Annotated in this window: 21 protein-coding genes and 1 tRNA gene; 1 reads left to right on the forward strand and 21 read right to left on the reverse strand. The window is 66.6% G+C overall.

From position 1 onward, the window contains the following. Positions 1-47: 47 nt before the first annotated feature. Both GXN78_RS01175 and GXN78_RS01180 read right to left on the reverse strand, forming a co-directional pair. Entirely contained in the window at positions 48-1328 is a 1281-nt protein-coding gene (locus GXN78_RS01175) for a N4-gp56 family major capsid protein (protein ID WP_106554111.1), read from the reverse strand. A gap of 23 nt (positions 1329-1351) precedes the next feature. After that, positions 1352-2455 carry a hypothetical protein gene (locus GXN78_RS01180; RefSeq protein ID WP_146162951.1) on the reverse strand — a complete coding sequence of 368 codons (1104 nt, stop codon included), beginning with the start codon at positions 2453-2455 and terminating at the stop codon, positions 1352-1354. Positions 2456-2626: 171 nt separating this feature from the next. Between GXN78_RS01180 and GXN78_RS01185 the strand changes: the two genes are divergently transcribed. Beyond that, positions 2627-3643, forward strand: a complete 1017-nt coding sequence (locus GXN78_RS01185; protein ID WP_106554109.1) for a type I restriction enzyme HsdR N-terminal domain-containing protein — start codon at positions 2627-2629, stop codon at positions 3641-3643. 3 nt (positions 3644-3646) lie between these two features. Here GXN78_RS01185 and GXN78_RS01190 read toward each other — a convergent pair whose 3' ends face one another. From GXN78_RS01190 to GXN78_RS01280, 19 genes are all read right to left on the reverse strand, one after another. After that, positions 3647-5929: a hypothetical protein gene (locus tag GXN78_RS01190; protein ID WP_106554108.1), complete on the reverse strand. Its 2283-nt coding sequence runs from the start codon at positions 5927-5929 to the stop codon at positions 3647-3649. Between the two features lie 8 nt (positions 5930-5937). Beyond that, positions 5938-7470, reverse strand: a complete 1533-nt coding sequence (locus GXN78_RS01195) for a terminase family protein (protein WP_164255336.1) — start codon at positions 7468-7470, stop codon at positions 5938-5940. Next, the gene (locus GXN78_RS01200) at positions 7460-8104 is read right to left on the reverse strand and encodes a hypothetical protein (protein WP_146162950.1); all 645 of its coding nucleotides are present in this window, start codon (positions 8102-8104) and stop codon (positions 7460-7462) included. The genes GXN78_RS01195 and GXN78_RS01200 overlap by 11 nt, the downstream gene beginning before the upstream one ends. Before the next feature lie 112 nt (positions 8105-8216). Beyond that, positions 8217-8510: a hypothetical protein gene (locus tag GXN78_RS01205; RefSeq protein WP_106554106.1), complete on the reverse strand. Its 294-nt coding sequence runs from the start codon at positions 8508-8510 to the stop codon at positions 8217-8219. Positions 8511-8537: 27 nt separating this feature from the next. Beyond that, a tRNA-Met gene (locus tag GXN78_RS01210) sits at positions 8538-8613 on the reverse strand. Between the two features lie 55 nt (positions 8614-8668). Then, entirely contained in the window at positions 8669-8986 is a 318-nt protein-coding gene (locus GXN78_RS01215; protein WP_106554105.1) for a hypothetical protein, read from the reverse strand. Continuing rightward, positions 8983-9645: a Gp49 family protein gene (locus tag GXN78_RS40755; RefSeq protein WP_239142564.1), complete on the reverse strand. Its 663-nt coding sequence runs from the start codon at positions 9643-9645 to the stop codon at positions 8983-8985. The genes GXN78_RS01215 and GXN78_RS40755 overlap by 4 nt, the downstream gene beginning before the upstream one ends. 42 nt (positions 9646-9687) lie before the next feature. Continuing rightward, the gene (locus GXN78_RS01225; RefSeq protein WP_106554104.1) at positions 9688-10167 is read right to left on the reverse strand and encodes a hypothetical protein; all 480 of its coding nucleotides are present in this window, start codon (positions 10165-10167) and stop codon (positions 9688-9690) included. After that, a complete protein-coding gene (locus tag GXN78_RS01230; protein WP_106554103.1) occupies positions 10161-10445 on the reverse strand; it encodes a hypothetical protein in 285 nt (94 codons plus the stop codon). Before GXN78_RS01230 ends, GXN78_RS01225 begins: the two co-directional genes overlap by 7 nt. 231 nt (positions 10446-10676) lie before the next feature. Then, positions 10677-10886: a hypothetical protein gene (locus GXN78_RS01235; protein ID WP_106554102.1), complete on the reverse strand. Its 210-nt coding sequence runs from the start codon at positions 10884-10886 to the stop codon at positions 10677-10679. Then, positions 10883-11389 (reverse strand): nuclease domain-containing protein, encoded by a 507-nt coding sequence (locus tag GXN78_RS01240; RefSeq protein WP_106554101.1) that lies wholly within the window; start codon positions 11387-11389, stop codon positions 10883-10885. Before GXN78_RS01240 ends, GXN78_RS01235 begins: the two co-directional genes overlap by 4 nt. Next, complete coding sequence (locus GXN78_RS01245) at positions 11389-11847, reverse strand: hypothetical protein (protein ID WP_106554100.1); 459 nt, start codon at positions 11845-11847, stop codon at positions 11389-11391. Before GXN78_RS01245 ends, GXN78_RS01240 begins: the two co-directional genes overlap by 1 nt. A 145-nt stretch (positions 11848-11992) precedes the next feature. After that, a complete protein-coding gene (locus tag GXN78_RS01250) occupies positions 11993-12487 on the reverse strand; it encodes a hypothetical protein (RefSeq protein ID WP_106554099.1) in 495 nt (164 codons plus the stop codon). Next, positions 12481-12798, reverse strand: a complete 318-nt coding sequence (locus GXN78_RS01255; protein WP_106554098.1) for a hypothetical protein — start codon at positions 12796-12798, stop codon at positions 12481-12483. Before GXN78_RS01255 ends, GXN78_RS01250 begins: the two co-directional genes overlap by 7 nt. Then, positions 12795-13064 carry a hypothetical protein gene (locus GXN78_RS01260; protein WP_106554097.1) on the reverse strand — a complete coding sequence of 90 codons (270 nt, stop codon included), beginning with the start codon at positions 13062-13064 and terminating at the stop codon, positions 12795-12797. The genes GXN78_RS01255 and GXN78_RS01260 overlap by 4 nt, the downstream gene beginning before the upstream one ends. 17 nt (positions 13065-13081) lie before the next feature. Then, positions 13082-14536, reverse strand: a complete 1455-nt coding sequence (gene dnaB, locus GXN78_RS01265) for a replicative DNA helicase (RefSeq protein WP_164255337.1) — start codon at positions 14534-14536, stop codon at positions 13082-13084. Beyond that, complete coding sequence (locus GXN78_RS01270) at positions 14533-15510, reverse strand: DUF1376 domain-containing protein (protein WP_146162948.1); 978 nt, start codon at positions 15508-15510, stop codon at positions 14533-14535. The genes dnaB and GXN78_RS01270 overlap by 4 nt, the downstream gene beginning before the upstream one ends. Further along, entirely contained in the window at positions 15503-15727 is a 225-nt protein-coding gene (locus GXN78_RS01275; protein WP_106554094.1) for a hypothetical protein, read from the reverse strand. The genes GXN78_RS01270 and GXN78_RS01275 overlap by 8 nt, the downstream gene beginning before the upstream one ends. Next, positions 15724-16959, reverse strand: coding sequence for a phosphoadenosine phosphosulfate reductase family protein (locus GXN78_RS01280; RefSeq protein WP_106554093.1), 1236 nt, complete (start codon positions 16957-16959; stop codon positions 15724-15726). Before GXN78_RS01280 ends, GXN78_RS01275 begins: the two co-directional genes overlap by 4 nt. Between the last annotated feature and the right edge of the window lie 22 nt (positions 16960-16981).

The following is a 16981-nucleotide window of genomic DNA, read 5'->3' on the forward strand; positions in this document are numbered from 1 at the left end:
GAGGGTGTTGCGTCAGGGGCGAGCCGGCCGGAGCCGGCCCATCCGCATCACTGGCCAGCGATGGCCACCGCCGTGTCGATGGCAATCACGCCGTTGTCGGTTGGCTGGAACGCGTCGCCGTAGTTCACGTCGAAGCGCACCTTGCTCTTGCCGCCGACCGAGCCGATCAGCACTTCCAGCTTGTCGCCGTGGTCCAGCTCCTTCTCGCTCCAGAAGAACGGGTTGCCCGAACGGCTGTTCTTGCCCCAGGCCTCGGCCAGCGCCTGGCCGCCCAGCAGGATCGCGCGGTCGACGGCGAAGCCGGTACCGAACGCGGCCGGCACCAGGTCGGTCGCGGTCTCCGTCTCGCTGGTGATGTCCGCGCACCAGCGCAGACTGTTGCCCGCGTAGAAGCGGATCGGCTTGGGCATCTTGACCAGCAAGATGTTGTTCCACAGGCCCGCGTCGCCGGTGAAGAGCGGGTTGCCCTTCGCCTGCTGCGCGCGCGCCATCGCCGAGGCCTGGAGCGTGCGGAAGTTGCCCGACCGCACGAACGAGGTGTACTGCTCGGCCGAGACCAGCAGCACGCGCAGGGGCGCGTCGTCGGCCATGGCGTCACCCTCGAACTTCACCGGGGGCGGCGGCAGCGGGATCGACGCGATGACCGTGGCGATGGCATCCACCACATCCATGTTCATCAGGTCGGTCGTGGCGATGGTGATCTCGTTGCCCGAGGCGGCGATGCGCTCGATGCCCGTGCCCGTCGACATGTAGTGGCGGTTGCGGGTTGGCGCCTTCACCGGGTTCACCATGATCTCGGCGTGGTCCGGGTCGCTCGCAAGCGGCACCGCCCACTCGATGTTGTCGTGGAAGCCGCGCGCGCCGGCGAGGTGCACCAGGGTGCGCTGATCTTCCAGGCGCAGCATATAGCCGTTGGCGGCCGCACGCGCGAGTTGGCGCAGCTGGTGGGGCGTGCGCTGTTGCGTCATCGTGTCGCCGGCCGAGATCGGCTTGCGCGACTGGTTGATGCGCAGCTTGTCCTGTTGGAGGTCGAGCTTCTCGCCGCGGCCCTCGGCCATGCGCCCGCCCATGATCGGCTTGCCGCCGATCGGGTTGACCAGGTCGAACGTCACTTCGTCGCCCGCGACCTTCGTCAAGTCCATGCAGCGCACGATGGGCATGTCGGTGCTGGATTGCACGCGAAGCTTGCTCTCGGCGTCTGCCTGGGTCGGCATCTGGCCGGTCAGGCGGTTGAGCTGGGTGAGGCGCTGCATGGTGGCAGCGAAGAGGCCTACCGACTGCGCCTTGTTGGCGAGCGGCGAGCCGTAGGGGATGTTGGTGGTTGGCATTCAGGACTCCGTGGCGGTTTGGTTCACACCAGCCGGCGCATCAGGGCTTCGATCTGCGAGGGCGTCTTGCCCTCGAACTTGCCCATCAGGTCCAGCGGGCTCATCTCGGCCATCGCCGCGGCTTCGTCGTGAGGCGACGCGGTGCCTGCCGGGATGTCCGACAGGCTCACGGGCGCCCTGGGCTGCACGTTGGCGATGATCTGGTCGGCCTTCTTCAGCGGGTCCACTGCAGGTGCTGCAGCAGGTGCTGGCGCCGGCGCGGGCGCGAGAGTGGCAGGAGCGTGAGCAACCTTGTAGGTGTCCAGCAGTTCGTTGATCTGCGCCGCGCTCCCGCTCTTGATCACGGATTCGTACGACTGGCGCACGAACGACGGTTGCGCAGCGAGCCATTTCTCGTACTCGGCGCTCTCGACGATTGAATCCGCATCGGGGTGCTTGGTGTAGATCGTCCGGAAGTGCGCTTCGGCAGCGGTGTCAGCCGACTGCTTCTTCACCGGCTCCAGCTCGGCGGTCAGTTCGGACTTGAGCTTGCCCACCGCTTGCGCGACGAGCGTGTCCACGCCCTTCCTGATCGATTCGTCGGAGTAGTCGCCGAAGATCTCCGCGGCCGGGGCCGCAGCGGTCGACGGTGCCGGCGCAGCAGCTGGAGCCGGTGGCGCGGCGGGGGCCGTGCTCCGTTCTGCCAGTTGCGTCTTGAGGGCCTCGGCTTCCGCCTTGGCCGTGCGCGCTTCCTCCCGCGCGTCCACCAGCTTCTGGTAGGGGATGGTGTGCTTGCCATCCTTCGCCAGGATCACCGCGTCCGACTCGGCGGGTGCTGCGCCTGCAGGTGCAGGAGCGGCGGCCGGGCTGGGTGCGGGGGGTGCTGGTGCCGCAGGCGGAGCGCTGGCCGGCGGGGTTGCCGCTGGTGCGACCGCTGCGGGCGCGGGTGCTGGTGCAGCCGGGGCAGATGCGGGTGCTGGGGCCGGTGCGTCGGTGCCGGCGTCGGGCGCGCCGGTGTCCGCAGACGTTGCCGCCGCGGTATCGCCCTCGACAGCGCCGCCCGTCAAAAGGCGCGCCATCGCTTCGTCGCTCACGTTGCCATCGGCATCCGCGTGCTGTTCCAAAAACTGCTCGATGTTTCCTGCCATGTTTCCAGTTCCTTGCCACATCTCGCCGTGGCCGCCAAAGGTCTTGGGTGCTCAGCCGGGATGGCTTTGCTGGCGGCGATGGTGTCGATCGAGAACTAGTTGGCAAAACCTTAGTGGGGGGACATTGCGAGAGAAGCTATAAAGCCAGCAGACCCAAAGAACGGAGCGAGGATGGACTTTCCTGAGTACAACTTCGACGCGATGAACGAAGCCGATGTCCGAGAGGAGATCGTCGCGCCACTGATCAGACACCTTGGCTATCGAGCCGGCACGGAACACGACGTCATCCGCGAGCAGGCCCTGAGCTATGACAGGTCCCAACTCGGGAGGACCAAGTCAAATGACCCTCCCCTTCGCGGCCGGGCGGACTACATCTGCGTAGCAGGTGGGCGAGTTCGTTGGGTCATCGAGGCAAAGCCACCGACAGACCCCCTCGATCAGGTGGCGGAAGCTCAAGCCTGGTCCTATGCGAACCACCCAGAGGTGCGCGCCGTCTTTTTTGTCGTGACGAATGGCAGGGAATTCAAACTCTATGAGACGAATCGCGGGCCAACCTCAGATCCGCTGATGCAGTGCACCTATGCCGATCTGCAGGCGAAGCTGCTGAAGATCGAAAACACGCTGAAGCCCGAGAACATCCTCAGGGATCACCCAGAGGCGATCGTGGACCCTGGCGAGCCGTTGGCTCCGGGGTTGCGGTCGTTCGCACGCATCGTGAGTGGACGGATGAGGGCGACCAGCATTACGCCGGCTATGGGACCTATCACCGAGCTGGTGATCTCGATCACGAGCGGCTCCGTGGAACGCAGTGCCGACGGCACCCTTCTGGTGAATTACGCCACCCTCGCACCACTCCAATCGCTGCAGCAGGCGAATGTCCAGCTCGGCCTGAGTGAGGTGCAACTGGTTTCCACTGATCGCGTGATCTCTGTCGACAAGGACCGTCCAACGGTTCTGTCGGGAGCTCGAAGCATCGTGATCCCACGGGGCATGCCGATGCTCAACATGTTGGATTGGAAGACCAACTTGACGCCCGTTGATCTGCTTACATCCGTCACCATAGGTGCAAGCGGATACATCTCCGGGCACACGTTCGCAGGCTCCTACGATTCAACCCTCACGATGAGCGGTGGCCCCCGCCTCTTCCAATTTCGACTGCTCGGCGACTTCGAGGTGCAACTCACCTGATCTCTAAGGCGCGTTGTCCGTCACGCGTTCGGTCTCGATGCCCTGCATGCCGCCATCCAGTGGCGAGGGTGGCGCCTGCGGCACCGGCGGCTGTGTCGGGCTGGTGTTCTCGGCTACACCAGGCGTGCCGGCCACGTCGACCACACCGGCCGGCGGTAGGCCTGCGGGCACAGGCAGGTTCGGATTCTGGCCCACCGGGTTCGGCGGCTGGTAGCCGGCTGCCTGCGCCACCACATCCGCGACCGGCGCGATGGCCGGATTCATCGCGATCGTCGCGGCCGTCTGGTTCGCCGAATACAGGGCCTCGACGTTGGTCTTGAACGCGTCGGCGATCAGCTTGCCGATCTCGGCCTTGAGCTTCTCTTGCGGGTAGCGCATCGAGAGTTCCTGCAGCTTGAGGTCTCGGGCGTCCTGCATGCGCGCCTGCGCCACAGCCTGGTCGATGCGCTCCTGGATCTGCTCGGGCGACATCTGCGCCGAGGCCTCGCGCACGGCCTTGATGATGTCCTCGCGGTTCGGCAGGTCCATCAGCGCGATCAGGTAAGGCATCGCCACCTGCTGGTACTGCACCGGCATCGCCTTGAAGGCTTCGGACATGGCCGTGAGCTGCTGGCTGCGGTAGCTCGGCGTGCTGGGCACGTCGTTGAGTGCTACCTTGAGCTTCGTGCGCTCGACGTCGTTGTCCAGGTAGGTGTAGCCGCCCTCGTCCTGCGTTGGCACGTTGAGCTGCACTTCCTTCTCGTCGCGCAGCGGATCGCCCTTGATCTTCACCGTCTCCTCGCGACCGATCATGTCCTCGACGATCAGCGACAGCAGCATGTCGCCGACCTCGGCGCGCGCGGTCGCGAAGTTGTCGTTGATCTCGGCCAGGGCCTGGGTGCTCTGCTCGAGCTGGGTTGCTTCCTGGACGCCCGATGTGGCATTGCCACGGCCGCCCTGCAGGCTGTCGGTGATGCCGCTCACGCGCTGGATGCCGGCGCGCGAGTCCTGCAGCATCTGGTACTGCTGCTGGTTCAACTCGAAGTCGCGCTCGACCTTGAAGGTGGCGCCCTGCTTGGCCATGTGCTCCTGGCTGAGCACGATGTCCGCATCCACCCGAGCGATCTCCTGCCGGAACTGCTCGTCCGTCCCGGCGATGGCGCCCTTCGTGCGGGTCGTGCGTACAGCCGAGAGGCCCCAGCGCAGCTTGCTGTTCGTCGCGTTGACGTTGTCCTGCATGTAGACCATGCCGCGCACCAGACCGTAGGGCACGCCCGTGCGATCCTCCTTCTTGCCCCAGAACGGGATGTAGGGGAACTTCTGGTGCCGGTAGGGCGTGGGCCCGTCGTCCAGCATGTGCGGACCCATCCACATCGAGCGGCGCATCTTCGGCACGATCGCCCATTCCGGGACCGTGGCGCCGACCGCCACCAGCTGCACGTGCACCGCGTTCTTGCGGTCGTACTCCACGACCCGGCCGTCCGGCGTCTTCAGCACCAGCACGCGCTTCCAGCGTCGGTACCAGGTCTCGAACAGGCAGACGCGCTTGCCCGTCATGTCGCGCCACTGCTGCTCCTCGACGCTCCAGCCGCGCTGCTGGTCCCACGCACTGGCCAGATCGGTGGAGGTGCCGCCCTCGGTGGTCCCGAGGCCTTCGTAGATCGGCCAGCCGCTGACCGCCTGCGTGATCAGGTCCTGCTTGCCCGGGAACAGCAGCTTGGCCTGCGAGGTGGGCGTCCAGCGCCGGCGGATCAGGTAGCGAGCATCGCTGAGGTCGGGCTCGACGCTGAGCATGTCCCACCAGATCTCGTTGCGGTGGATCGCCCTGCAGCGGTACTGGTACTGGAAAGGGTTGGGGTTGCGCCCGACTTCCACCCAACCGAGGCCGACCGCCACCTGCGGCTTGAAGGCGTCCGAGCAGGCCTGATCGGCTTTGCTCTGCCGCTCCGCCTGGTTGAGCTTGTAGTTCAGCGCCTGCGCAACGTCGTCGCCCTCCTGGTCGCCGTCGGGCAGCACGCGCCAGTCCGCTCGCGTCTTCGCCTCCAAGCCCAGCACCGCATCGATCGCCGGGCCGATCAGCGGCTCGATCGCCGGCGGCATGCCGATCTGCTGCTGCTTCTGCAGGATCTCGGCGCTGAGTTGGTTCCCGTCGTAGTACTCCATCTCCCGGTCGGCCTTGGAGCGCCAGGCCGGCTGTTCCTCGACCTCGTGGAAGAAGTCGGAGAACTCCGATAGCGTGAGCCTGTCGGCGTCGTCGGCTTGCGCGTTGGGCTTCGGGCCGTTGAGCTCGGTGGTGAGTGCGGTCATGGTGGTTCTCAGAGGCGCCAGTCGGGTGCAGCGCGAGACCTCGAGGTCTGCGCCACGACGGCAGGGATGTCGGAAACGAAAGTCATGGCGACCGCGTCGCCCTTGTCTGGCGAGCGGCCGAGCACCTCGCGGATCTCGTCCTTGTCACGGATCAGGATCGCGGCGAACCGGCCGGCCTGGACGATCTTGTAGCGAACGGCGCAGAGGTCGCCCTCGAGCTCTTGGTCGGGCGGCAGCGCGATCGGGTTCTCCGCCGTCGGGTCGAGCGCCTCGCGCAGCAGCCAATACATCTCCGCTCGCTTGTTGCGGAAGTGCAGGTTGCCGGTCTTGTCCATCATGTCGCTCTTCTCGGAGCCGACGACGGGCACGCACGAGATGTTGAGGCCCTTGATGAAGTCCAGCGCGGCAGTGCCGACGCCGATCGCGTCGATCGCCACGGGCGCGCCGTTGCGGATCAGCGGCGCGACGAAGCCGGCGGCCTGGGGGCCATCCTTCGTGGCCACGCCAGGGACGGTCACGAGCTCGTCGAACCAGCTGCCGTGCCGGCGGGCCGCCGTGGTCTTGTCGATGCCGCCGCGCGCGATGTCCAGGCCTACCGCGGACATCGGGCCCTTCACGTCCCGCGCCCGCCAGCGCGCCTGCGCGGCCTTCACCCACTCGGTGGGGATCAGCTGCCACACCGGATCGGCGCGGCCAGCCTGGAAGTCGCCCCGCAGCATCTGGCTGCGCAGCGGCTCGGGCAGCGCCTGCAGCGTCGCCTTGTAGCCGGTGAGGGTCAGGAACAGGTTGTCGTCGACCGAGCTCGGGATGAACGTCCGGCTCTTCGGCGTCATCAACTCCTTGCCGACCAGCACCGGCTCAGGCCCGGGCACCTCCATGTCCTTGCCGGTCTCGTCCGTGACGTACCACCGCAACTCTCCGGGCTTGGCCTTGTTCGGGTGGTTCGGATCGAGCCAGGGCGCCCAGAAGCGAATGACCCATTCACCCTCCGAGCTGGTGGGCGGGTTGCCAGCGCAGATCACGCGCTGGCGCACGTTCGGATTGTCCGTGCGCATCCACCCGATGAGGGTGCGGAACTGGAGCTCCAGGAAGTGGGTGATCTCGTCGAAGCCCTTGAGGTCGTGCGGCCGACCCTGGTACTTCTGCCAGTCGTCGGGCTCCTTGACCGAGCCGAACTCGAGCACGCGGTCAGCGGGCAGGCGCCAGACGCCGGACTGGCTGTTGTATCCAGCGCGCGTGCCCAGGATCGTCGTCATCCGCTCTTCCAGGCCCACGAGCTGCACGGCCTCGCGCCGGAAGATGATGCTGTGCTCCTGCTGCGTCAGCGCCGCGCCCAGAAGCAGGTCGGTCTTGCCGCCGCCGGCGGAGCCACCGTAGAAGACGATGTCCGCCAGCGACTCCAGCGCCATGGTCTGCGGCCCGATCTGCGCCATCCACAGCGGCAGGCCATCGGTGAGCAGCGAGTCCAGCTCGGCGCGCTCGTCCGAGCTCAGGAAGGGCATCAGCTTCGCCAGATCGGCGGGCGCGAGGTTAGGCAGCATCGGGCTGGGCTCGCTTCTGGGCGGCCGCGAAGATCGCAGCCAGGCGGCTGGCGCGCTCGGCGTCGGTCAGCTTGCTCGCGATGCCGCTCTCGTCCGGCACGAACTTGTCGATGCCGTAAGCCTCGCGCTCGCCGCGGCGGATCTTTTCGTCGACCTCGGACAGCTTCTTCAGGGACTCGATGCGGGCCGGCAGAGACAGGCCTGCTGCAGGTGCGGCTTCGCCTTCCTGCTGCGCGCCAGCGTCTACAACTGGCGGCGCAGTCTTGCCAAGCTCGTCCAGCAGTTGATCCTTCAGGTCAGTGAGCTTGGTCAGCCCGGTGCGGTGGCCGAGTTGAACCTTGTAGACGGCGGTGGCGTTGGCGTCTACGACGATCTTGTCGGGGATTCGGTTCGCGGTGCGAACCTCAGTGCGAACCGCATCCATGCGAACCATCTCGTCGGCCTTGGCCTGGATGGCGGCGGAGAGGTCACGGGCCCATTGCTCGGCCTTCGCGCGCTTACGGATGGCTGTCTCGGAAATGCCGTGCTCGCGGGCGATCTGCCGGATGCTCTTCACGCCCGCGCGGTAGTCGGCCTCGATCGTTGGCCAGTGAGGTTGGGGCTTCTCGGTATTTGGTTCGCACGCGGCTGTCATGGCGCCGGATGATTCCGGGCGCGAACCGGGTTGGCGAACCCTACGGGGGGGACGGTGCGCCCCAATGCAAACGGGCCCCGAAGGGCCCGTTGCTGCGTGTGCGTGGGTCAGGTCAGATCGAAGGGCACATGCGCCACTGAGGCCGTACCTGCGGGCGCTCGCGCTTGGCGATCCGCAGGGCATAGGCACAGGCCTGGACGAGCTCGACCGGGCGGGCCACGAGGCGCAGCGCTGGGCTCTCGAACTTCGCCGTCACGTCCTTCACGAAGTCCCACACGAAGGCGCGCACTGCGGTGCAGGTGCGCGCCACGTGGTACGTCACGGTGCTGAAGGCGCTGGCGCCGGCCAGGATGCAGGCCGCGGCCGCGAAGGCCAGGGTGGACAGGAAGCTGCGGGATCGGATCATGGGATGCCCTCTGGATGGTTGGATGGGTGGTAGCAAGGGCCAGGCTCGAACTGGCGACCTTCGGGTTATGAGCCCGACGAGATACCGACTTCTCTACCCTGCTGGCGGGGATTGTTGGCGCCGGGGCGCGCCCGGGCCAATCCCTACTGGGGGCACGCTCAGATGATGCGCGCCTTCATCATCGACTCGGCCTTCAGGTAGCGGATGCGGGCCTCGGCGTCGCACCACCAGGCCATGGCCTTCAGGTCGTTGCCCTCCCAGGTCGGCGGCTGCTCGCCCATGACGGCGACCGCGCTGCGGGCCTGGATGTTGCCCTCCGCGTCGCGACCGATCGCCGCGGTGGTGGCGAAATGGTCGCGCAGCGCCGCGTCCTGGGTGGCGAGGTCGATGTGGGAGCCGATCCACTGGAGGGCCTGGTCTTGGGTGCACTCGCCCTTGGCGAGCATGGCGATGATTTCCTCGATTGCCGGGATCATTGCTGCCCCGCGAGTTGCGACTTGAGCGCGTAGCCCATCAGGGGCCAGATCTTCTGGACCGCGTTCTCGCGGGCGATGCGGCGGCCGATCTCGGGGTCGAAGTTCTCCGGCCTGGCAGGCGCACTCTCACCGGTGACGGTGAAGCCGTTACGCAGCACGAGGACGCAGAAGGTCAGGACCTGCATCGAACCGAGCAACCAGCCGGCGTCGCCATGCACGTGGACGGCATTCTCGTGCTGCGCGCCGTCGGATGCAGTGAAGTAGTGCTCTTCTACGATGTTCGCCCTGATGTCAGCCGGCGTGACGCGCGGCGCGACCGCCTTTGCTGCCAGTTCGCCCTCGGTCACGACAGTTCGCGCGCTGCTACCGATCGGCGCGTAGCCAGACTCGAAGGCCTGGGCCGGCGAGAACGACTTGTAGCCATCGTCGTAGACGACGTAGTAGCCGCCCGCCTTGGGGTTGTGCTTGCACACGTACTCGGCGTCGACCTCGAACGCAGCGAAGCCCTCGTCCGCCGGGACGATGCGCGCTCCGTACGAGGAAGCGGCGCTGCGCCCGGTCGGGTCAGGGTTCTCCTTGGGCACGATCCCGGCGATCTTCAGGGCCCAGACCTTCTTGTGGCACTGGTATTGGGGCATCTCGCAACCGACTTCTGGCATGGTTTTCTCCTGGTGGGTGGGGCTCTCGCCCGGGGTTGTGGGCTACCGCCCGAATTGAAGTGCGACGCCGGCGGTGGCCATGCCGACCATCCGGGTCTCGCGAAGGGTGAGGTCGATGCAGGTGTCACCGATCTCCAACTTGACGCCGCCACCCGGCAAGTGCGTGACGGAGACCGCCCGGTCCTCCGGGGCGTCCGGCACCGGCTCGAAGATCCCGTTGACCACCCGCCGCACGCGGCCGTCGTCGATCATTCGCTTCACGTGGTCATCGACCACGCTGTAGGTCAGGCCCGTGATGTCGACCAGGACCTGCCGGCTGGCGATGCGGTTGCTGTTGTGCAGGTCGACCAGCGCCTGGTAGATGACCGAGCTGACGGGGATGCGCGCGGGCGCCGGCGGTGGTGGCGCGGGCGGCAGCACCGCGGCGGGGGGTGCGGCGTCGTGGCCGTTGGCCGCGCGTGCGGCGCGCGCTGTGTTCTTGAATCGCTTGGCGGGGACGCTGATGGATGGCTGGGTCAGCATGCGGGCTCCTTGGAAACTGATGGCGCGGTACCGCCGTAGACCTTGACGCTCGGGTGCGCTGAGCGGATGCGGTCCGCCGTCTTTTTGATCGCGCGGAAATAGGTGCTGCGGTCCACGCTCTGCCTCTGCAGGTCGTGGAACTCGAAGAGATCACGCATGGCTTTGAGGCCCTGGCCGGTGGTGCCCAGGCGCCCGGTGGCCAGGAAGCGCGCATTGGCCTCGCCGAGCGCCTCCTCGACCTGCTCGGCCGCCGGCAGCGCCTCCGGGCCCACGCCCATCTCGCAGAGCGTCTGGGTCAGGTTCGAGAGATCGGCGAGCGTTCGCCAGTCGTCCAGGCTTGCAGTGCCAGTCGTCCAGGCTTGCAGTGCCAGTCGTCCAGGCTTGCAGTGCTGAGAGCTCGAGCGTGCGCAACTGGTCGAGCCGGGCCTGGTCGGTGATGCTCGCGCCATCGATCGCGAGGGCGATGGGATTGGTCAAGCCCCAGTGCTTGCGACGGGTGTGCTTCCTGCTCATCGTTCGATCTCCCGAGTCGGCTTGACCGGACGCTCGAACCGCCAGAAGTGCACCGGGTCCTTGCCGTGCGCGTGCCAGTTGAAGGCAAGCGCCAGGCCGCGGGCGTGGCGGGCATGCTGCACCACCTCGACACGCTCAGTCGGAGGCACCGGGCATGGTCCGCCGTACCACTCCTGCCAGTCGTACAGGGCTGCCGGCGCGTTCACAACGGACTCTCCAGGCCCACCGGCGAGGCGTTGAGGTGATCGAGCGCCCATTGCGCTGCGGCGCGGTCTCGGGCCGGCTGGCCAGGGTCAGCGACGATCGCGCGCCAGACTTCCACCTGGCGGAGGTGGCCGAGCATGAACGCGGCTTCCTTCTCCTCGGCCGTGGCGTGCGCGTAGGCGTCGGTGTAGTGGTTGCAGCGGTAGCAACCTGCGGCCGTGAAGTGGTCCCCGACCTTGTAGCCCATGCCCTTGCCGTTGCGCACGCCGGCGCCGTGGCACGCGACGGTGGTCTCAGGATCGCCGCAGCAGATCGGGCTGCGGATCAGGCACGGCTGGCCCTGGGCCATGTCGAGTAGGTGCCGGTTCTCGGCGCGCGGCTGCTTTGCGATGGTCTGCGCCGGCGCCGCGCAGGTGGCCAGCACCGCGGTGCGCGTGGCGCGCGTGGTCGGCGGTGCCGGCGGCGGCGTGTAGACGTGGCGCTTAAAGCCTGTGCGACGCAGCATCAGCCCTCCTCCTCTTGTTCGGTGAATTCCACGCCCAGATCGACAACCGCGAAGGCCTGGACCTGGGTCAGGAAGATCTGGAACTCGTCGTCGCTGAGCTGCTCGGTGCTGCGTCGGCACTCGCGCACCTTCAACTCGCCGGTGCTCTTCACCGTGAACTCCTCGAAGGTGGGCTCGATGAACATCTGGGCGAAGAGATGCTTCCAAGCGGCCGGCGCGTACCGCACGCGGCAGCCGGTGATCGGGTCGCGCACCCAGACCTGCTGGGAGATGTCGCGCAGCACTGGCCCGTGAAAGAGCTTGCGCAGCTGGTGCCGGTAGTACTGGCTCACCGTCTCCCAGCGGATGAGGCCGCGGGCGCCCTTCGCCGTGTGGGGCTTGATGTCTTGCTGGTACAGCTGGTTCAGCACCTCGTTGGCCTGGCGCGGGCTGGCGACGATGTAGCTGCGGCTGGTCAAGGCCTGACCTCCGCCACACGGAAAACCACGCCGCCGATCGTGATGCGCTGGCCAACGGTAACGAACAGTGGAGGCACCCGCCGTTCGTCGATCTCGATGGACATGGGGCGCCACTTCCCGCGGCCGACGGGCTTGAGCACGAGCATCACTCGAGCCCCCGCATTCCGAAGTGGCCGATCAAGATCGACTCGGCGCGGTTGTGGTCCTTCACGCGAGCCACCGGCGCCGAGTTGTACAGGCGCAGGCACACCTCGCGCGATGCGGCCTTCTCAGTGCTCAGCCCAAAAGACTTCTTCCAGTCTCGTGGGTTCACGTAGTGCATAACGCCGCGGCGCGCGAGCTGGGCACGCAGCACCCCAAACGTGTCGAACTGACTGGCGATGGTTTGTGCCGGCAGGCTCGGCATGGGAATTGGCCGCTCAATGAACACCGTCACGCCCTCACGCGCAAAGTCGTGTCGGTCGGACCATCCCTGCAGCAGCCGGCTGAACGCCTCAGCGTCGAGCCAGCGCTTCATGCTGCCGCTGGCCGTGCCGTTGTCGCACGTGGGAAGGTCCTGGCAGTCGAGCAATGCGCGGCGATCGGCGCTGAGCAGAGAGATGGCGCCAGTGAGGCCAGGGTCACAACCGATGATCAGCATGTGGTTCTCCCGAGGTCGAACACGCTTCTCGGCGTGCGCAGTGCGTTGCCAACGATTGACCCGTCGGCAGCGAAGGGCATGGCCTCGGCGGCGCTGGCCAGCATCTCCGCCCTGGTGCGCGCGGCGCCGGCGAGGCGGTGCACCACCGGCTTCTGGCCGCCGTACACGTACTCCAGCTGCTCGCGCTCGCGAAGCCGTGCCGTGTAGGTCGCAATGACCGTGATGCAGTAGCCAGTGCGGTCGCAAAGCTGGCGGTTGGTGAGTTCTTCGTCCACGCCGAAGACCTTGAGGATGGTGTCGGCGATGCTCATGCGCTCACCGCCTCTCCAGGTGCGGGCACTTCGTCGGCCTCCGGCGCGTCAGGGTTGCGCCATGGCACCAAATATTTGTCGGCGATGTAGCCCTGCGCCCTGTCGGACCAGGTCACTTCGCCGCACCAGCACAGCTTCAACGGCCGGCTTTCCTCGACGAAGCGCCACATGGCCGGGACACCATCGACCTCGATCGCTTCGACCACCTTCAGCGTCGCGCCGATATTGCAGAGGCAGTCTGGGTCCTCGCCGACCACCACCGCCATCTCATTCGGTTTGCAGTTCACAGGTCACCTCCGGTGGTGGTGGGTTTGCCGGCGCGCGCCACGCGCACCTGGTTGGTGGGGATCGGCGTCTCTTCCGGCCAATCCATGAAGCGGGTGTTCTCGCCGACGTACATCAGGTCAAGGAAGCCGGGCTCGGCGTCGCGCGCCTTTGCCACCGAGACCTTGGCGTAGTACTTCCACTCGGGCGCGAGATCCGGCTTGGACTTGATCGGGCGGTGCACGAAGACGACGATGTCGGCGTCCTGCTCAATCGACCCGGAGTCGCGCAGGTCGGCAAGGATGGGCATTGGGTCCGGGCGTTCGTCGACCTTGCGGTTGACCTGGGCCAGCAGCAGGATGGGCGTGGCCAGCTCCTTGGCCAAGGCCTTGAGGCCTTTGGTCACCTCCTCGAGCTGGTAGACGCGCGGCATCTTCGGATCCGTGCCGTCCATCAGCCCGAGGTAGTCGACGATCAGGCAGCCGAGCTTCCCGTGGCGCCGGCGCAGGCCGCGGGCCCGGGCGCGCAGCTGGTTGATGTTCACGCCGCTGCGGTCGCTAACGTGGAAGTTGATCTGGCGCAGCTTCTCGACGGAGCTGGTGATGGCTGGCCAGTCGTAGTCCTTGAGCCGCTCTGGACGTTTGATGCGGCTGAGGTGGATGTGCGAGACCAGGGACATCGCACGGTTCATCACCTGCGCCTTGGGCATCTCCATCGAGAACATCCCGACCACGAGCCCCTCGTTCAAGGCGACGTTGACGCCGATGGTCAGCGCCAGCGCGCTCTTGCCCATGCTCGGGCGGGCGCCGAGCACCCACAGCTCGCCGGGCCGCATGCCACCGTCCAGCTGCTCGTCCAGGTCCTTGAGGCCCGTCGGGATGAAGTCCGGCGGAGCCGTGCCGTCCGAAGCAGCCTGGATCCGGTCCAGCAGCTCGACCATGCCGCTGTCCATGCCCTCCCAGTCGTCGCCAGACGCATCGGGGCTGATCCCCATCACCTTCTGCATCGCGGCGTCGAGCACAACGTCGACGCCCTTCCCCTGGGTGTTGAAGGCTGTGGTGGCGATCTCGTCCGCAGCGGAGATCAGCTTGCGCAGGATGGAGCGCTCGCGCACGATTTCGGCGTAGCGCCGCAGGTTGCCAGGGCCAGGCGTGTACTGCGCCAGGGAGTGCAGGTACGCCATCCCGCCGACGTCCGTGGCCTTGCCGGCGCGCTCCAATTCGGAGAAAACCGTCACGACATCGGCGGCCCTCATGGAGTTGACCAGGCTGCCTATCGCGGCGTAGACCAGCTTGTGCTCGTGACGGTAGAAGTCGCTGTCGAGCAGCAGATCGGCCACGCGATCCCACCCGCCGTTGTCCAGCAGCAGGCCGCCCAGCACGCTGGACTCGGCCTCAATGGAATGCGGCGGCACCCGCAGCTGTGCGACCTGGCTGTCGAGGTCGAAGTCGGGGAAGTTGGCGCGGTCGTTCATGCGGCCTCCGTGGTCTGTTCGATGACCTTCTGCATGCCCTTGGCCGACAGCAGCCATTCAAACGGGCAGCGCCAGTTCTCGTGCCCGGGCGAACGCGCTCCGCGGCCCATGATGAAGTCGTTGTGTCGCGCACGCTCGAAGTAGTCGCGTGTCCAGGCAAGGAACTCCACGTCGTCATTTGCTCGGGGGGTTCCATCGCGCCGCGGTGTGGTGAGCACCCAGTGCCGGAAGTCCTTGGCCGCCTGCTCGCGCTCGGCGTTCATCACCACTACGCCGGGCAGCTCCGGCAACACCTCGTGCCAAAGATCAATCAGCGCCTGCAACCAGGTCGGCAGTCCTGCCGACGTAGGAGCTTTAGCTCCTCTCTTCTTTCCCTTCCCTGTCCCTTTACTGTCCCTTCTCTTATTAGCTGTCTCTGAGTCATCTACCAGAGACGCTTGTGTAGACGCTTCGGTAGACGTTTGACCGTCTACATGGTTGTCTACATGTAGAAGAACGAGACGCTCCAGTTCGGCGAGTGAAGCGTTCATCGGAGGTGTCACGTTGACGCTCCGCAGGAGCTCCGACATCTCCTTCACCTTCTTCCGCCAACGCGCCTGGCGCTCGTTGCGGCTCTCGTTGGTCTCGCGGTGGTCGACTCGGCTCTCCCATGCTTGGATGGCGTTCTGTGCGACGACCGGGTGATAGAGCCGGCCATCCGAGCACTTGACCCAGCCGCGCAGTGCCATCTCGCGCACCTTCTTCCAAACCTTGGACCCGGACAGCGCCTCCAGAATCTGGTCGTTGTCCGGCAGGCTGCCGCCGGGAATCTGGTTCCAACTCTTGCACCAGAGCGCCACTGCGGCCTTGAACTGATCGCCCGAACTGAGGATGAAAAGGTCCGAGTCGAGCAACCGCACGGTCTCCAGCGGCATGAACGGCATGCCGCGCAGGTCGCAGTCCGCGGGTGTCATCGGATCGGGAAGATCAGCCAAGGCTCGTCCCCCCCTCTGCCGCCTGCCGTGCCAGGTCACCCTGCTCTGCGAAGTAGCAGCCTTCCATGCGAGCCACCTGCCGCGGCGTGCGGGCCTTGATCGCCTCGTTCTGCAGCGCCAGCCAGTGCTTGGCGCCCTCGACGTCACCCTCGCGGTGAGCCTTGAGCAGCAGCAGGCCGCAGCTCTTGATGTGTGCTTCGCGCTCTTCGTCGGTCATGAGGCTTCCTCCGCACTGAACAGCAGGGGCTGCACGGCGCCGTTCTGGTAGACGATGGGCATGACGGTCTCAGCGGAGGGCTCGTCGCCTTCCCACCCGTCAGGCCAGGTGCCGGCGGCAATCAGCTCGCGGATGCGGGCCTCCTCCTCGGCGTTGATCAGGCTGATGCGGGGCCGGCCCTGAGCGTTCGCGGCGGCGTTGCAGGCAGCCTGGATGCCCAGCACGCGCTCCAGGCCCATGAGCCGGGCTTCGAGCGTCAGCGGGCCCATGCGCTGAGGGTTCTTGGCGATGCTGCCGTCCTTCAGCCGCTCAAGGCCGGCCTTCTTGATCCGATTCTTTGGCTCGCGAAGTTCGCGCCACAGCACCCGCAGGCCGAGCAGCGGCGACAGGTAGGCCCAAGCGGGATTGCGCAGCAGCGTGTTAAGCGCCGTGTCCTCGGCAGCCAGCGGGCAGCCGATGCAGCCGGTCCGGGCATTGATCTCTTCGGCCTCGTCGCCACCGTAGGCATCCGCGATCATGGCCGTGGACCAATCGCCGAACTCGACCAGGGGCGCCCAATGCTTCAGCCACTCCCACACGTGGCAGACGCGCATATGCAGCAGCGGCGCCAACGTGGCCAGGATGCCGCTCAGGCCCTTGGCGTCGGGCAGCACCTTCTGGTACCAGCCCTGCCCGCACTCGGCGCCGTCCTTGCCACACGACATCTCGATGCGCTGGTCGCGGATGGCGCTCTCGCCCTGCCGCACACCGGTGATCATGAGGAACTTGCCGTCGAACTCGGCGATGCGCTCGGTCAGCGCGGCCTGCATCGGGTCGATCTTGATCTGCCGCGTGCACCAGCGCAGCGTGTTGTTGTTCGGCGGCGGCACGCCGCGGCCGAGGATGTAGACCATGAAGCGCTTGTCCATCGGCGCGGTCACCACCTCGACGCGGATGCCGCGCTCGCGCAACTCATCCATGATCTGCTCAGCGGCGATGGCCAGCGGCGGGAGCTCCTGCCGCGTGTCGGCGTAGAAGACGGTCAGCGAGCGCGGGCGAGGAATCTTCCTGCTCTCGATCAGCCAGACGATCATGGTCAGCGTGGCGGTGCTGTCCTTCCCGCCAGACCAGGCGATGCCCACGTCCGGGTGGTCCGGCAGGTAGGCTTGCAGCGACTGGATCGTGAGCTCGATGCTCTCCGTCATCTGCAGGCGCTTGCCGCCGTCGAAGAAGCTGGATTGGTGTGCCTTCATGCAGCGAGCTCCTCGAGGTCGA

Origin of the sequence: Variovorax sp. WS11 (assembly GCF_010499245.1) — a bacterium.
In the GTDB taxonomy this organism is placed as follows: Bacteria; Pseudomonadota; Gammaproteobacteria; order Burkholderiales; family Burkholderiaceae_C; genus Variovorax.

Coding starts and splice junctions, on each gene's coding strand:
- GXN78_RS01190 (WP_106554108.1), bottom strand. CDS start 5,929: ATGACCGCACTCACCACCGAGCTCAACGGCCCGAAGCCCAACGCGCAA.
- GXN78_RS01240 (WP_106554101.1), bottom strand. CDS start 11,389: ATGCTGCGTCGCACAGGCTTTAAGCGCCACGTCTACACGCCGCCGCCG.
- dnaB (WP_164255337.1), bottom strand. CDS start 14,536: ATGAACGACCGCGCCAACTTCCCCGACTTCGACCTCGACAGCCAGGTC.
- GXN78_RS01260 (WP_106554097.1), bottom strand. CDS start 13,064: ATGGCGGTGGTGGTCGGCGAGGACCCAGACTGCCTCTGCAATATCGGC.
- GXN78_RS01205 (WP_106554106.1), bottom strand. CDS start 8,510: ATGATCCGATCCCGCAGCTTCCTGTCCACCCTGGCCTTCGCGGCCGCG.
- GXN78_RS01215 (WP_106554105.1), bottom strand. CDS start 8,986: ATGATCCCGGCAATCGAGGAAATCATCGCCATGCTCGCCAAGGGCGAG.
- GXN78_RS01200 (WP_146162950.1), bottom strand. CDS start 8,104: ATGACAGCCGCGTGCGAACCAAATACCGAGAAGCCCCAACCTCACTGG.
- GXN78_RS01275 (WP_106554094.1), bottom strand. CDS start 15,727: ATGACCGACGAAGAGCGCGAAGCACACATCAAGAGCTGCGGCCTGCTG.
- GXN78_RS01180 (WP_146162951.1), bottom strand. CDS start 2,455: ATGGCAGGAAACATCGAGCAGTTTTTGGAACAGCACGCGGATGCCGAT.
- GXN78_RS01225 (WP_106554104.1), bottom strand. CDS start 10,167: ATGCTGACCCAGCCATCCATCAGCGTCCCCGCCAAGCGATTCAAGAAC.
- GXN78_RS01175 (WP_106554111.1), bottom strand. CDS start 1,328: ATGCCAACCACCAACATCCCCTACGGCTCGCCGCTCGCCAACAAGGCG.
- GXN78_RS01185 (WP_106554109.1), top strand. CDS start 2,627: ATGGACTTTCCTGAGTACAACTTCGACGCGATGAACGAAGCCGATGTC.
- GXN78_RS01255 (WP_106554098.1), bottom strand. CDS start 12,798: ATGAGCATCGCCGACACCATCCTCAAGGTCTTCGGCGTGGACGAAGAA.
- GXN78_RS01230 (WP_106554103.1), bottom strand. CDS start 10,445: ATGGGCGTGGGCCCGGAGGCGCTGCCGGCGGCCGAGCAGGTCGAGGAG.
- GXN78_RS01280 (WP_106554093.1), bottom strand. CDS start 16,959: ATGAAGGCACACCAATCCAGCTTCTTCGACGGCGGCAAGCGCCTGCAG.
- GXN78_RS01250 (WP_106554099.1), bottom strand. CDS start 12,487: ATGCTGATCATCGGTTGTGACCCTGGCCTCACTGGCGCCATCTCTCTG.
- GXN78_RS40755 (WP_239142564.1), bottom strand. CDS start 9,645: ATGCCAGAAGTCGGTTGCGAGATGCCCCAATACCAGTGCCACAAGAAG.
- GXN78_RS01195 (WP_164255336.1), bottom strand. CDS start 7,470: ATGCTGCCTAACCTCGCGCCCGCCGATCTGGCGAAGCTGATGCCCTTC.